The organism is Rubritalea profundi, assembly GCF_002954445.1.
Lineage (GTDB): Bacteria > Verrucomicrobiota > Verrucomicrobiia > Verrucomicrobiales > Akkermansiaceae > Rubritalea > Rubritalea profundi.
Map to the genome: position 1 here is coordinate 1,458,751 of NZ_MQWA01000001.1, position 14,060 is coordinate 1,472,810.

The window sequence follows — 14,060 nt, forward strand, 5'->3', positions numbered from 1 at the left end:
AACACCTCACCCAAAAAGCAAATACCTAGCAGTAATGAAAAACGTTTTTAAATATCTATTCGTAACGGGGTCGCTGCTGTCCATGGTGACGGTTGCCGCAGAAGTGAAGAAGCCGAATGTCATTGTTATTTTTACCGATGACCATGGCTATGCCGATTTGTCCTGTATGGGGATGGAGCCCGATGTGAAAACCCCGAATCTGGATCGGCTGGCGAAAGAGGGGGTGCGCTTTACAAACGGATACGTGACAGCCCCGCAATGCGGGCCGTCGCGGGCAGGGCTGCTGACCGGTCGCTATCAGAGCCGCTTTGGATATGACACCAATGGAAAGGGGCGCGTGCCGCTTACCCAGAAAACCATCGCGGATCGGTTGGGGGAGGCCGGCTATGTGACCGGTATGGTGGGCAAATGGCACCTGGAAATTTTCGCGAACGACCGGGAGTTTATCGACCAGCATGCGCCGGGGCCGGAGCCGCTGCGGGAACGCTTTCAGCGGATTGATAAAAAAATACGGTTGAAGTATTACCCCTTCGAACGCGGGTTTCAGGAAACCTTTTTCGGGCATTTTAAATCCTATTCAGCAACATACGATTTTGACGGAAACCGGTTTGATAAGCCTCGGCCAATCACCTTTGAAATGGATGACCGGTTGGATATCCAGAGCGAAGCCGCACTGCAGTTTATCGATAATCATCGTGAGGATCCTTTCTTCCTCTATCTAGCCTATTACGGTCCTCATGTGCCGCTGGCTTCGTCAAAGAAATACCTCGATCGCTTCCCCGGCAAGATGCCGGAACGCCGCCGCCTGGCACTGGCGATGATTTCCGCGATTGATGACGGAGTCGGTCGTATCATGGATCGGCTGGATCAGCACGGGATCGATGAAAACACGCTGATCTTTGTCATCAGCGACAACGGCGCGCCGCTCAAGCTGCATATGACCGATCTGAGTCTGAAAATAAAGGGTGGTGCCTGGGACGGCTCGAAAAACACGCCGCTCAATGGTGAAAAAGGCATGCTGGCCGAAGGCGGAATTCGTGTTCCGTTTTTGGCGCGCTGGAAGGGAACCATTCCCGGCGGGCAGGTCATCGATACCCCAGTGATTTCGCTCGATGTGGCGGCGACCGCCTGCGAGCTGGCTGGACTCGACAAGTCTGATGAACTGGATGGTGTTAACCTTATTCCGATGCTGAAAGACCGGAAGCCGCTTTCGGAGCGGACACTCTACTGGCGTTTCTGGGGACAGACCGCCGCCCGTCGGGGTGACTGGAAGTTCTTAAAAATGGGCAATCAGCAGTCTTTTCTTTTTAATCTGGCGGATGACCAGGAAGAGAAGCATGACCTGTTAAAAACAAACCCGGAACTTGCGGCCGATCTTGAACAGAGGTCCAAAAAATGGGCGGCGGATCTTCAGCCCCCCGGTGTTCCAAATGAGACCGGAAACATTCAGGAGGTGTTCTTCTATAACCACTATTTGGATGTGCCGCTTCCGGCAGAGTATAAACCTTCACAAAACCCGTTTAAGTAAGATGAATATGAAAAAGACGACGGCAACCCCCTTTCTCCTCCTCGCATGATGCTCTCGACCACCTCACCCAAAAAGCAAATTCCTAGCAGTATAATGAAAAAAATCACACATATTAGATCCAAAACAATGTTTACTTTATCTATTATGATTTCGTGTTTGTTAACATTACAGGCAGTTGCTGTGGAAAAGCTATATGTGAAAGACTTTGGTGCAGTGGGTGATGGAAAAACTGATGATGGGCCGGGACTCCGGAAAGCTATCTCTGCAGCCCATAATGTCGGTGAAAAGTGTATTGTGTATTTGGAGTCCGGGAAGACCTACTATATGGCTCCACATAATAAGCACAATGGACGCATGATGTTTATGTACGCAAAAGATATCACGGTTGACGGTAAAGGGTCCATGCTGAAAATACATCCCGCCAACAAGGCTTTCGGTATTTATCGTTCTGGGAAGCACAGGAAATAGAAACATGAGAAGAGTTAAACTAGGAATGATTGCTTCCTTTGTGTTCTGCATATCCCTAGTGGGTGCGGAAAAGCCAGCGTCCAACCTGAACAAGCCAATCGTCAAGAAGAGTGACCCCACGGTGGTGACCCACAAGCTGAGGATTGGGAAGATCACGGTCGGCTTCAGTGACACGGGCGGGGGCTACCTCAACTATCTGGATCTGGGCGATGGAAAGAACATCGTGTCGCCGCGGTACGGTCGTGGCTGGCAGGGATCCCTGCGAGACCAACTACATTCCGGTCGCTACAACCCGACCCAGGCTGGGTTTCATGACCATGCAGGCGCTCCCGTCACACTCGTTCTCAGCAAGAAACGCCTGGTGATCCCCAAGTTCAATCTTCCTCTGTATGGTGACCCGGTCTTTGACTTTACCCAGCATGAGGATCTGGTTTATGACCACAAGGGGTACAAGGACAACGGGAAAACCGATACCGACGGGCTGGATGAATCCAAACTGACCCAGGACGATGAACTGCGGAGTGAATTCGACTTCGAAGGGGTCTATGAGAATGCCACGGCGCTTGGTGGCGGGAAGATTCCCATTCTACGTTTTTATTGCAGGTACACCTATGCTCGCAACCCCAAGGTGATCCTGCAGTTCGGTAAGAAGGCGAAGAAGGTAGATGGCAAGCCGATCATTGATGAACGAAGCCGGGTGCCTGATATCTCAGCAGGGCTCAGGGGCAAACAGGCTGCCACAGACGTGGATCTCTCCAATATTATCTTCACCGCATATGGCATTCGCCTCTTCACCAAGACCGGCTATACAACCCCCATGTGGTATGAGGATGGCAAATGGAAGAGTGTTACTCGCGAAAGCGTTAAGGGTCGTGGTAAAGAAAAACAGTTCGACCTGACCGCTCCTGCTGCGAAGAAGACAAAGAAGGGGAAGAAAGCTAAGAATAGCAAGACCCCCTCAGTCCTGAAGAGCCAATTCCTGCTCTGGGCCAAAGGGAAGAATCCCAAGACCTCTCCAGCCATCGCGCTCTATTACCCAGTGCGAAGCAGGTACAACAGCAAGTCTATACTGGGTGTTGACCGAAAGACGGGCAGGGAAGTGTATCGGGAGGATCGCAGCATTCGCAACTTCATCTTCTTCTCCCACGTGATCCCCGACCAGATTGGGATCCGCACCCGATTCATGTTGTCGGGCATGCTCGCACCCAAGCATGGCAAGCCGAACGTTCTGGAGGCATTGGAGCACGAGACCTTCATTCTCTTCGGTACGCCCAATGAAATTCTGGCCGCCGTACGGGCGCTGGATAAGACACTCACGAATCATCGATAAAAGGAATCCAATGAAGAAGTCAATACAGTCAGTCTTTCTTTTGGCCATCGCCATCTGTTTTTCACACGTGATCTGCTCTGAACTCAGCGCAGCGGAAAAGCGAAAACCGAACGTCATCATCCTGTTTACGGATGACCAAGGCTATGCCGACGTTGGCGTGCATGGCAGCCGTCTGATGAAGACACCACATATCGACAGGTTGGCAAAGAACGGGATCCGATTCACTGGCGGCTACGTGACGGCACCCCAGTGTGGTCCGTCCAGAGCGGGGATCATGACGGGCCAGTACCAGCAGAAGTTCGCCATGGAGGCGAACGCCGCCAGCTTCAAGAGCTTTGGACTGTCTACCACCATCGATATCTTTCCTCAATACATGAAGAAGGCGGGCTACGTGACGGCAGGTCTTGGCAAATGGCACCTGGGCGAGAAGCTCCCCCAGTATCAACCGGGCAAGCGCGGGTTCGACTGGACCTGGGGCATGCCTGGATCACCGACGAAACTGAATGGCAAGGATTATCCTCGGCAACATCATACGGCGACCTCGACCCACAACACGGAGAAGTTGACCATCGGTGCGGTTGACTATATTAAGAAGAATCGGAATAAACCATTTTTCATGTACCTCGCCTATCATGTCCCGCACGCTCCGTATAGGTCTGTTTCGAAATGGATGGACAAGAACACGGACGTCAAGGACAAGAACAAGCGCATCCTGGCGGGTATGATCAGTGAGCTCGACAGTAGTGTGGGCCGGATCATGGCTGCCCTGACAGAGCATAAGCTCGAGGAGAACACCATCGTCTTCTTCATCAGCGACAATGGTGCGCAACTCGCTCCTAAATATCCTCACACGGTTGGGAGCAACGACCCTCTGAAGGGAAAAAAGGGGACGCTGTATGAAGGAGGAATTCGCGTGCCGTGGATCGTGCAGTGGAAAGGCACCATCAAGAAAGGACAGGTGTCGGACGAGCCGGTCAGCAGTCTTGATCTCCTGCCGACGGCACTCGCCGCAGCAGGCAGAAAGGACCTTGTTTCCAAGAAACTGGATGGGGTGGACCTGTTACCCTTCTTCTCAGGCAAGGCCAAGACGATTCCCAAGCGTCCGCTCTACTTCCGGTGGATGGGGCATATGGCGATTCGGGAGGGTGACTGGAAGCTCGTGCGAGCCATCAATGGACGGAACGGACCTCCTGGGAATTTTGAGCTCTACAACCTTTCCGATGATTTCAAGGAGACCAAAGACTTGGCCAAGAAGAATCCTCAGGCGGTGGAGCGACTGCGAAAGAAGCTCTTCGCTTGGAACAGCACCCTCACGGCCCCTGGCTGGATAACAAAGACACAGGTCCCCTGGCTGACAGGGATCTACGGCAAAGCAGGGATGACTCCATACAAGGCTGAAGGATATACCGGACGACTCCCAGGAGAGGTGTCCAGCAGGAAGCCAAGAGAACCGAAACCTCGCAAAAAGAGAAGAGAACGATGATCATAAATCCGATCAGAATCCTACCATGGTGCATTCCTATCCTCTCACTGTTCTGCTGCAGTGTGGGGGTTGGCGTAATGGGAGGGAGGTTAAGGAATCTTGAGTTCAAAACAATGAATCCTCCGCGATTTTTGGAGGGCGAGAGTCCTCTCGAGCCGCGCTTGAGAGCGAGGAGGGATCGCCCCTGCGCAGTAAATAGGGGGACAGAGCAGTAGTAAGGAAAAGGCTTGAATGGTTTTCTGATGTTGAAATAGGGGGACAGAGCAGAATGGCACGTGGATGCTGCGTAGGGGCGGGGCTTATTCGCCCTTTTTTTGTTCCTTGAGCGTAATCTTCCCTAATGGGTGCTTGGTTCCGTCGGGATCGCGGTACTGGACCGAATACTCTCCGGCAGGGTAGGCGGAAAGGTCGAGTTGCTTGCAGGACTGCGTCATTGCCTTCTCGATGACACTGGTTACCAAGGTGAGATAGATGGTCTTGCCATCCCTCTTGTGTTTGATTCTTCGGACTCCCATGGCGGAGTTAATCATCGTCGGTTTGATCGTAACTTTCTTTAAACCAGAAACGTAGCACTCAACGTTAAGTGTCTTCTCCTCGAGTGACACTTTCATGCCGCCAACGGACTGGATGAACTTCCAATCTTGCGACTTTTGGGTGAGGAATCCAGAGAATCCCGAAAAGGCGATTGTGGCACTGAGCAGCAAGAGCGATGTAACGATGTATTTCATAGTGACGACAGATTAGCACGGTGAGTAGAGACGTTTGTAAAAGACGTGTAAAAGTGTTGGGGTAGATCCACTATTTTGGCAATGGAGTATTGGCTGGAACTGCATCCTCGGGATAACGATTGTTTTTTCCAAAAACCAACATGTCTTTCCGTTCTTCCACGGTGACAAATGATTCGTCGATGATTCCATCTGCGTTTTGGACTTCCGCGAGATTCAACTTCAAGTGTTTTGCCAGAAACGGATATGCGGCCATGCGTTTGGATACTCCGTAGTCATGCTTCTCTTTTGGAAAGTGGGCATTCTTAACGTTTTCGGTGGCACCGTAGAGCTTGTAGACGTTTCTAACATAAGGATATTAAATAGGGGGACAGAGCAGAATGGCACGATTAAATAGGGGGACAGAGCAGAATGGCACGCTGGCGTGGATTGGAACCTGATCGCAAGCGCAGAGCCGAATATGTTTCTAACGGATTCCACTTGCCCTTATGGCGCAGGAGTTGAATTCGAATTTATTATCGAAAATGGACAAGTGCAGAGCTTCACTTTTAACGGGGGCACGTACTATGGAGGCAATCCGGTTCCTGATCAGGCAGAACACAAAAAGAGTGACCCGGCTGTGAAAGCAGCCATGGCGGGAGCAAAACCGATTCGGATCAACCAGCTTGCCGGCGCCGTCCCCCAGTCCTACTCAGCAGAATTTGCTCTCACCTTTTCACAAGGTCCCAAGACACTGACCGTCGGTCGCTTCCACCAGAAAGGCAAACAGGTCTACCTGCTAGTGAATCGTCTTCAGAAAGATATTTCGGTCGAGGTCAAGGGGCAAAAGAGTGTGCAGATGCTTGACCCGTCCACTGGCAAGATTAAGAAAGTTTCACTGCCGGCCACCTTGCCGATCAAGGCGGTTCGGGCCCTGATGTTGATCCCGTGATTTGGAGAGACGCTAACAAAACCAAAAAGGAATAAGTTTATGAATAATCGTCTTAGCATGCTGCTACTTAGCGTCACCCTACTCTCTATGGGCGTTTCCCACACCGCAGAAAACAAACCGAATGTCATCATGATTCTGGTTGACGATATGGGGTGGATGGATTCTTCAACCTATGGCTCAAAATACTACCAGACGCCGAACATGTCGAGGTTGGCCAAGGAAGGCATGCTCTTTACCGATGCCTACGCAGCCAGCCCCCTCTGCTCGCCGACCCGGGCCAGCATTATGTCGGGCCAGTATCCGGCACGACTGCGGATGACCGTGGCCATCACGCGCAAAAGCGTGTCGGATCCAAAGGCGCTCAAACCTGTCCAAAAGGCCTATTGCGGAAAGGTCGAGAGCAAGAATCATATGCCCCTTGAGATCTATACCCTGGCCGAGGCGCTGAAGGATGGCGGTTACACCACCGCCCACATCGGAAAATGGCACCTGGCACACAAACCGCAACACTACGCCGATCACCAGGGCTTTGACTTTGTCATTGGCGGCGCTCACCTGCCTGGGCCGCCTGACTATTACTCGCCCTACAAGAACGCCATCCGCAACTTGAAGGCGGGGCCCAAAGGCGAGTATCTGAATGAGCGACTGGCGAAAGAGTCGATCAAATGGATCCAGTCGGTCAAAGGTAAACCCTTCTTTCTCAATTTTTGGCACTACGCCGTCCATGGCCCGATCATTGCCAAAAAGGATCTGCTGCCCAAGTACAAAAAACTGCGTGACTCCAAGGCCGACCAGCGCTGTCCTGAAATGGCCACCATGCTCGAGAGCATGGACAACAGCATCGGCATGTTGTTGGACTGGCTCGACAAGCCGGAGAATAAAAAGATCAAGGACAACACCCTGATCATCATGACCTCGGACAACGGCGGCGTGACCCACAAGGCCATCGGTGAGAACACTTGGACCTCAAACCGTCCGCTCCGCGGTGGCAAGGCCAATACCTATGAGGGCGGTGTTCGGGCTCCCTGGATTGTACGGTGGCCCCAAAAGGCCAAAGCGGGCTCGGTCTGTGGCACGCCGGTGCAGTCGATCGATATATATCCAACCGTATTGGAGGCCGTAGGACTACAACCCAAAAAGGGCGTGACCCTGGATGGTCAGAGTATTGTACCGTTGCTGACCGGCAAGACGATGAAGCACCAGCCTATCTTTACGGATTTTCCTCATCTCTTTGGCCCCATATGTGCCCCATCCTCAAGCGTCCGGGTCGGGGATTTCAAACTGATCCGCTATTTCCATGCCGGTAAAACTTCAGCGTCTCATGGGTACGAACTCTTTGACCTCAAACGAGACCCCTATGAGTCAATCGACCTGGCAAGCTTTCTGCCTGAGAAGGTCAAGACACTGGACAAGCTGATCGAGGCCCACCTCAAGAAGACCCAGGCCCTCACCCCTCTTCCCAACACAGAGTTCAAAGGCAGCCCACGCCGGCGACGGAGCAGCCCCAAGATGGCACCAAACCGTCCACAGAAACTGCGTCTTGCCACATCCACGATCTCCGCAAAGAAGGCGGGCTCCCGGCGCATCCAACTGCTCGACGAGAAGGGGAAGCCCCGCAATACCCATGCACTGGTGCTGGAAGGGGACGACTGGGTTCGCATCAATACCAACCCCGATGGCAGTGTCGAAGTAGTCTGGGATGAACCCGGTAAAAACGCAACCGTTCTCTTTGGTTGGAAGGGCGGTTCTACCTGTTTCGAAATCAATGATTGGACCATTCCGCCGTGCAAACTCGTTCTGAAGAGAGGTAGTCGATGAGAATGATAATGATAATAAATGCTTTGCTGTGCTGGGTACTGCTGGCCGGGATCTCTGTGGCTGAAGAGAAGCCGGTGAATATCGTTTTTATTGTGGCCGATGATCTGGGTATTCGGGACCTGGGCTGCTACGGAAGCGATTACTACCGCACGCCCCGCCTGAACAAACTGGCTTCCCAGGGCATGCGTTTCACCCGAGCTTATGCTGCGGCTTCGATCTGCTCGCCCACCAGAGCATCCATTCTTACGGGACGATATCCTCAGCGGGTGCAATTGACTGATGCGCTCCCCTGGGACCGTCTCTATGAAAACCCGAAAATGGTACCACCAGATCACATCAAGGAGTTGCCGTCTGATTTGCCAACCTATGCCAAGGCTCTGCGCAAGGCCGGGTACCGAACAGCGCTCTTCGGCAAATGGCATTTGGGTAATGAAGATCAGTTCTTTAAGAAGGGCGCTCATAAGAACTACGGCTTTGATGAGGCGTTCGACAAGAACGGCAAAGACAAAGGTGTGGAAGCGCTCACTGCCAAAACCCTGGCATTTCTCAAGGAGAATCAGAAGCGGCCCTTTATGCTGACACTGATGCACCATGCTCCCCATGTTCCCTTGACCTGTCCCCCGAAGTACGAAGCACTGTATGACAAGGTCAAGCCGGGGCGATTGCATAAAAACAAAACCTATGCCGGTATGGTCTCCCATATCGACGAATCAACAGGAACCATCCTCGACGCCCTATCCAAGTTGGGGTTGGATAAGAACACGGTAGTAATCTTCACCTCAGACAATGGTGGGCTACGCAACGTAACCAGCAATAAGCCCTATCGAGGGGGTAAAGGTGATCTCTACGAAGGTGGCATTCTCGTTCCCCTCATTGTTCGCTGGCCAGGCCGGATCAAGCCCGGTGCCACCAGCAATACTCCCATTATCAGTACTGATCTCTTTCCCACCTTCCTCGATCTCGCCGGTTTGAAACCTCAGCCCGATGCCCACCGGGACGGGCTCAGCATGCTGCCGGTGCTGGACGGTAAGCAGGCTGAAGCAAGAACCCTGTATTGGCATTTCCCCCACCGCCGCGACCCATCGTCTGCGGTAATCGATGGCCAGTGGAAGTTATTGCGTCACATCGCCACGGGTCAAACAGAACTCTTCAACCTCAGGACTGACCAAGGGGAGAGGACAGACCTGGCAGCCAAGGAACCAGAGCAGGCCAAACGCTTGACCGCTTTGCTTGAAAAGCACTTTAAAGACACCGCCTCCCAGCGCATGACTAAGAACCCGGACTGGAAGGAAAACAGCCCCAAGGGAAAAATAAGGAACTTTGGCGTATCCTACCCGGCCGGCGGCCGAAAAATGCAGATGATCAAGGCCCCCTACCCAGAGTGGTTTAAAAAGGGGAAGGCAGATGAGTAAACGTAAACTATCAATGCGGGAGAAACTCTCCTACGGCTTTGGCGGATTTGTAGACCAGATCATGTCGGGCACCTTTTTGCTTTACTGCACGTCCGTTTGCTCACCAAAAGCCATTGGATGCAGCAGCACCTAAGCTACAATTCTAAGAAACAGGAGTCATCAACCCCCTATCTCCTCATGAAAGCCCCTCCGACCACCTCACCCAAAAAGCAAATTCCTAGCAGTCGAAGAAATATTGGCCACAAAAGGCACATAATTCACATAAATAGACAAACTAACATTTTCAAATATCCTGCTGGGCATTCCGTATGATGAAATAGGATCATGGAAGCAGACATAAAAATACTCACCGATACAATCAGACAAACCGCCATCATCTCCTCTGTGAATTTTGTGCCCTCTGTGGCCAACTCTTCTTTATTAATCAACCCCCTTATCACCCCAAGACAGCCCCTCCGTGCACCTCGCCCAAAAAGCAAATTCCTAGCAATGCTCGAGCGCCTGCAGCGTGGTCTCCGCGGTCTTACAATTGACGCTAAACTCTGCTGCTAGCCGTTGCACGCCGGGCATCGTCCCGGTCCATCGCCCGCGCAACAACTCGCCGCGGAGGTGTGCCGTGAGCTGCTCGGTTGCGGTAAGACGTTGCCAATCTGCCATGGGTAAACCTACCCAAAATAGATTATGGACTTCAAGAAAAAAATGAAAAGCGATTCTTGTCGCTTGTGGTTTGTGTGTGTTGAATCAAGGGGAGTCAGCGCCCCATGTCCGGTTCATCCATGGTGGATCGATCCGGTGAGTGGCCATTCACTACACCCGATTCACCATTTTAATGCACCCCCATCTATCCCTCGCAACCACCTATTTTCCCCATGACCTCAACTCCTAACACATCACAAAAAAACACCCCCTCCAGCAATACTATGAAAAAAACTCTTTTATGCTTCATGCTAGTAACAAACATTATGTTTGCAGCAAAAAAAGAAGCACGCGTTGAACTAACAGATCACGGCAAGAAGCTGGAGTCGAATTACAGTGAAAGTATGGACAATTTGCGAAACGATCTGCGTCAATCAATTCCGAAAGTTGATGAGGAGAAGAAAAAGATTTTCCAAAATGCCCGAAAGGCTGCGAAGGAAGCCAGAATTGCTCTGGCAATCATTAACCAAAGCTTCGAAGAGATTCAAAAGGCTGAATCTTTAGTGAATCACGCAAAAAACAAATGGATAGCTGGTGCCGACAAAAAGATTTTGAACGCAACTGAAATGCTTAAAAATGCAAAAAATGACGCGGAGCGAGAAGCTGCTGAGAAAGAGTTGGCAAAGTCGCAGGAGAACCGTAAAGCAGGTGTGCAAGCACTGGAGGAACGTCAAGGCTTGTTTGACAAAGCTAAACAGAAAGAACCGAAGCTTGTCAAACAACGGGAAGAAGCTCAGAAAGCTATTGAACTGGCACAAACTGAGTTCGAAAAGGCGGCAAAGAACCTGAATCCGGGTGAACTTCTTTCCAGTGATTCCCTTGATGGAACATTGGCTAAATTCGTTGTTCTGTCAAAGGCAACTCCTTATTCTCTGGCTGCTTTTTCTCAGAAGGGAGAAGAGAATGAGAAGCTTGTAGAGAAGTTGCTCTCTGATGAAAAGCTGATGTTAACGATGCTCTCCGCCGGCGGTGCCAAAGAGGCCAAATATGGCAAAGCGATGAAGATCTACACAGATATTCGAAAGGTTTCCAAACAGGCTGGCCAACCCGGAATCCTTCAAAATTTGGCATTGGGAATAAGCCTTGAAATGACAGTGCCATACAAACAGGGATACGGAACATTTTTATCAAGGGGTCTGAAACCTGTGGACCCGGTTGAACGGTATCTCCATTATGAAAAGGCATTTCTCGCCGGAGAATTAGATCCCAACTTTAAGGAGATGAGTGCATGGGAATGTCGTTGGATTGCAAGCGACCCTGAATCCAACGAAACTTTGGCGTGGTTGCGGACAACGATTTGCAACTACCGTCCTGATATGCTGGGTGATTCAGATTCCCGTTGGTTTTACTCTGGCATCATCAAGACCGATGTTGCTTACAGCCGTCATAAATGGGATAATTCAGGGAAAGTTTCAAAGATTCAGCAAGCAATTGATAAAGGGGGAATATGTCACATTCGGGCATGGATTGCCAGAAGCACTGCCAGGGCATTCGGAATCCCGGCGTTGCGCGTCGAAGAGGGAGGAGCCAAAAGCCCCCTTGAAAAAGGAAAAAAATAGGAGAAGAACATGAAAAAACAATTATTTATAATTATAGGGGCGATTCTTACCGCAAGCGTATGTTATGGTCATACTTGGGTGTGCCAGTGGTCTCCTAAAGGTTGGACATCGAGCCTGGGGCCTCATTTGAATCATGGGCATATTGCAGATGATCAATGGTGTGGAGAGGTATTCCTACTTGATACACAAGCCCGGGAAAAACCCGACGAGTATAAAAAAGTTCTCCGAGCTCAATGGATTGCAGAAGTATTAGACGAGGAAAAGGCAGATAAAAGACTTCCGGGAAGCGGAGGTTTCTGGGAGTCACTGGCTTCTGAGCAAAGGCGAGTTATTGTTGGCAAACACGCATCAGATTCCAACTCAAAACCAGAGCCAAAACCTGATGTAAAAATCCCTGTAGGTGATCAAAAAATTGTAGTCAGCAAAGAGGGAATATTTACTATCCCTGCACTTGCATACGTGGATTCTGGGAAGATCCTATTGATGAAAAGTCATGATAAAGGAATGCAGCTTCACGTTCCCCGCCAGGGAAAAGAATTGTCTCAATTTAAGTATACAGTAAATCTCCAGAAAGAGGGGAAGTATCAATTGTCAGCAAAGGTAGTTACCCTACATAATGCTGTTAAATTGATGTTGTCTGTCAATAATTCTCCTCCCCTTGAAATGCGTATTCCATATACTCTTGGTAAGTGGGATATTTGCAAACCTGTTGTCCTGGAACTGAAAAAAGGAGCTAATACTCTTGATTTTTCAGGTTATGCCCGAAGCAACGGGCTCTCAATAAAGCAATTCACGCTTTCTCCAATGTGAAAACTCCAGGACACACCTTTTGTAGGAGGGAACTCAAGCCACAACCCCTTTATCACCTCAACTCCTACCACCTCACCCAAAAAGCAAATTCCTAGCAATTAGCAATCGCAGTATTCAAAAGCCATATTATTCCATGAAATATCTTCTTATCATCACGATTCTGGTCGCGCAACTGCCGCTGCTTACCAATGCTGCACTTGCTGCGGGAAAGCCTGATGTAGGTAAACTTTACGAAGCTAAAACCTTCGGCAAACTCAATTACCGTTTGATGAGCCCCATCGATTTGAAGGACAATACGGAAATGAAATACCCGCTTATTCTGTCCTTGCATGGAGCGGGGGGGCGAGGGACTAAGAACATAAAGAATCTCAGACGTTGGAATGGCCTGCTCGCTGAAGAAAGCCTACGCCGCAAATACCCCTGCTATGTCTTGGCGCCTCAAGTGGTTGAAGGCAGTTGGCGTATGCCTAAGCCCTGGCCCAATTTAAAGGCCGAGGATTTTTCTCCCGCCTGGGATAAGCTCAGAGCACAATTGATCGAAAACAAACTATCGACACAGGGCAACCTTGACCAAGTCTTCAACCTCATTGATCAGATGGTTGCAAGTGGCCAAGTCGATGCTGACCGTGTTTATGTTCTCGGACATTCTCTGGGAGGCTTTGGCACATGGACGTCTCTCGGCTGGGCTCCAAATCGCTTCGCCGCCGCCATCCCCAGTGCCGGCGGACTCTTTCCTCCTTTTGATGCTAAGAAATTCGCTCACGTTCCTATTTGGGCCTTTCACGGTGATAGAGACACGACTGTCAGCACAGCACTCACACAAGAAGCCTTTGACAAACTCAAAGCCGTCAATGGCAATATGAAGTACACAGTGCTCAAAGGAGTGACGCATGGTGCTGATTCCCACGCCTTTCAATACAAAGGCGATTCTATCAAAAAGGGCTTCATCACCCATTACAGCAGCGACAAATGCGATAAGACCAGCGACGTGTGGGAGTGGCTTTTCGCCCAGAAACGGTCGCAATGATGAACGGTGTAGAAAACCTCGCTTAAAAACATCACGATCAACTCCCTTATCACCCCATGAAAGCCCCTCCGACCATCTCACCCAAAAAGCAAATTCCTAACAGTATATAACCATCTTATGAATCGTAGAATCTATCTGAAAATCGCCAGCCTAACCGCATCATGCACCGCAATGTTAGCAGTAACTTGTGTATCTCCAGTCGCCGCAGCAGCGCCGACCGACAATGTCGTGATCATCCACGTCGACGACCTCGGCTGGCGTGATCTCGCTTGT

12 protein-coding genes are annotated in these 14,060 nt (G+C 50.6%); 10 read left to right on the forward strand and 2 right to left on the reverse strand.

Annotated features, from left to right (window positions below):
• The 4 genes from BSZ32_RS06365 to BSZ32_RS06375 form a co-directional block, all read left to right on the forward strand.
• On the forward strand, window positions 1-1,528 hold a 1,528-nt coding region (locus BSZ32_RS06365), incomplete at its 5' end, for a sulfatase family protein (protein ID WP_206018739.1).
• A gap of 93 nt (window positions 1,529-1,621) precedes the next feature.
• Window positions 1,622-1,996, forward strand: a complete 375-nt coding sequence (locus BSZ32_RS06370) for a glycosyl hydrolase family 28-related protein (protein ID WP_206018740.1) — start codon at window positions 1,622-1,624, stop codon at window positions 1,994-1,996.
• 25 nt (window positions 1,997-2,021) lie between these two features.
• Entirely contained in the window at window positions 2,022-3,326 is a 1,305-nt protein-coding gene (locus BSZ32_RS18305; RefSeq protein WP_129589625.1) for a hypothetical protein, read from the forward strand.
• Between the two features lie 10 nt (window positions 3,327-3,336).
• Window positions 3,337-4,809, forward strand: a complete 1,473-nt coding sequence (locus tag BSZ32_RS06375; RefSeq protein WP_165788689.1) for a sulfatase — start codon at window positions 3,337-3,339, stop codon at window positions 4,807-4,809.
• A gap of 299 nt (window positions 4,810-5,108) precedes the next feature.
• On the opposite strand, the gene BSZ32_RS06380 is transcribed toward BSZ32_RS06375, so the two are convergent.
• Both BSZ32_RS06380 and BSZ32_RS06385 read right to left on the reverse strand, forming a co-directional pair.
• Window positions 5,109-5,537, reverse strand: coding sequence for a hypothetical protein (locus BSZ32_RS06380; RefSeq protein WP_105042666.1), 429 nt, complete (start codon window positions 5,535-5,537; stop codon window positions 5,109-5,111).
• 70 nt (window positions 5,538-5,607) lie between these two features.
• Window positions 5,608-5,790, reverse strand: a complete 183-nt coding sequence (locus tag BSZ32_RS06385; protein WP_105042667.1) for a hypothetical protein — start codon at window positions 5,788-5,790, stop codon at window positions 5,608-5,610.
• 168 nt (window positions 5,791-5,958) lie between these two features.
• Between BSZ32_RS06385 and BSZ32_RS06390 the strand changes: the two genes are divergently transcribed.
• The 6 genes from BSZ32_RS06390 (at window position 5,959) to BSZ32_RS06420 (ending at window position 13,787) form a co-directional block, all read left to right on the forward strand.
• Entirely contained in the window at window positions 5,959-6,465 is a 507-nt protein-coding gene (locus BSZ32_RS06390; RefSeq protein ID WP_105042668.1) for a hypothetical protein, read from the forward strand.
• A 39-nt stretch (window positions 6,466-6,504) separates the two neighbouring features.
• Window positions 6,505-8,283, forward strand: coding sequence for a sulfatase (locus BSZ32_RS06395; RefSeq protein ID WP_105042669.1), 1,779 nt, complete (start codon window positions 6,505-6,507; stop codon window positions 8,281-8,283).
• An 8-nt stretch (window positions 8,284-8,291) separates the two neighbouring features.
• The gene (locus tag BSZ32_RS06400; RefSeq protein WP_165788691.1) at window positions 8,292-9,695 is read left to right on the forward strand and encodes a sulfatase; all 1,404 of its coding nucleotides are present in this window, start codon (window positions 8,292-8,294) and stop codon (window positions 9,693-9,695) included.
• 920 nt (window positions 9,696-10,615) lie between these two features.
• A complete protein-coding gene (locus tag BSZ32_RS06410; RefSeq protein WP_105042672.1) occupies window positions 10,616-11,950 on the forward strand; it encodes a hypothetical protein in 1,335 nt (444 codons plus the stop codon).
• 9 nt (window positions 11,951-11,959) lie between these two features.
• Window positions 11,960-12,760: a carbohydrate-binding protein gene (locus BSZ32_RS06415; RefSeq protein WP_105042673.1), complete on the forward strand. Its 801-nt coding sequence runs from the start codon at window positions 11,960-11,962 to the stop codon at window positions 12,758-12,760.
• A 133-nt stretch (window positions 12,761-12,893) separates the two neighbouring features.
• Window positions 12,894-13,787 (forward strand): carboxylesterase family protein, encoded by an 894-nt coding sequence (locus tag BSZ32_RS06420; protein ID WP_105042674.1) that lies wholly within the window; start codon window positions 12,894-12,896, stop codon window positions 13,785-13,787.
• The last annotated feature ends 273 nt before the right edge of the window (window positions 13,788-14,060 follow it).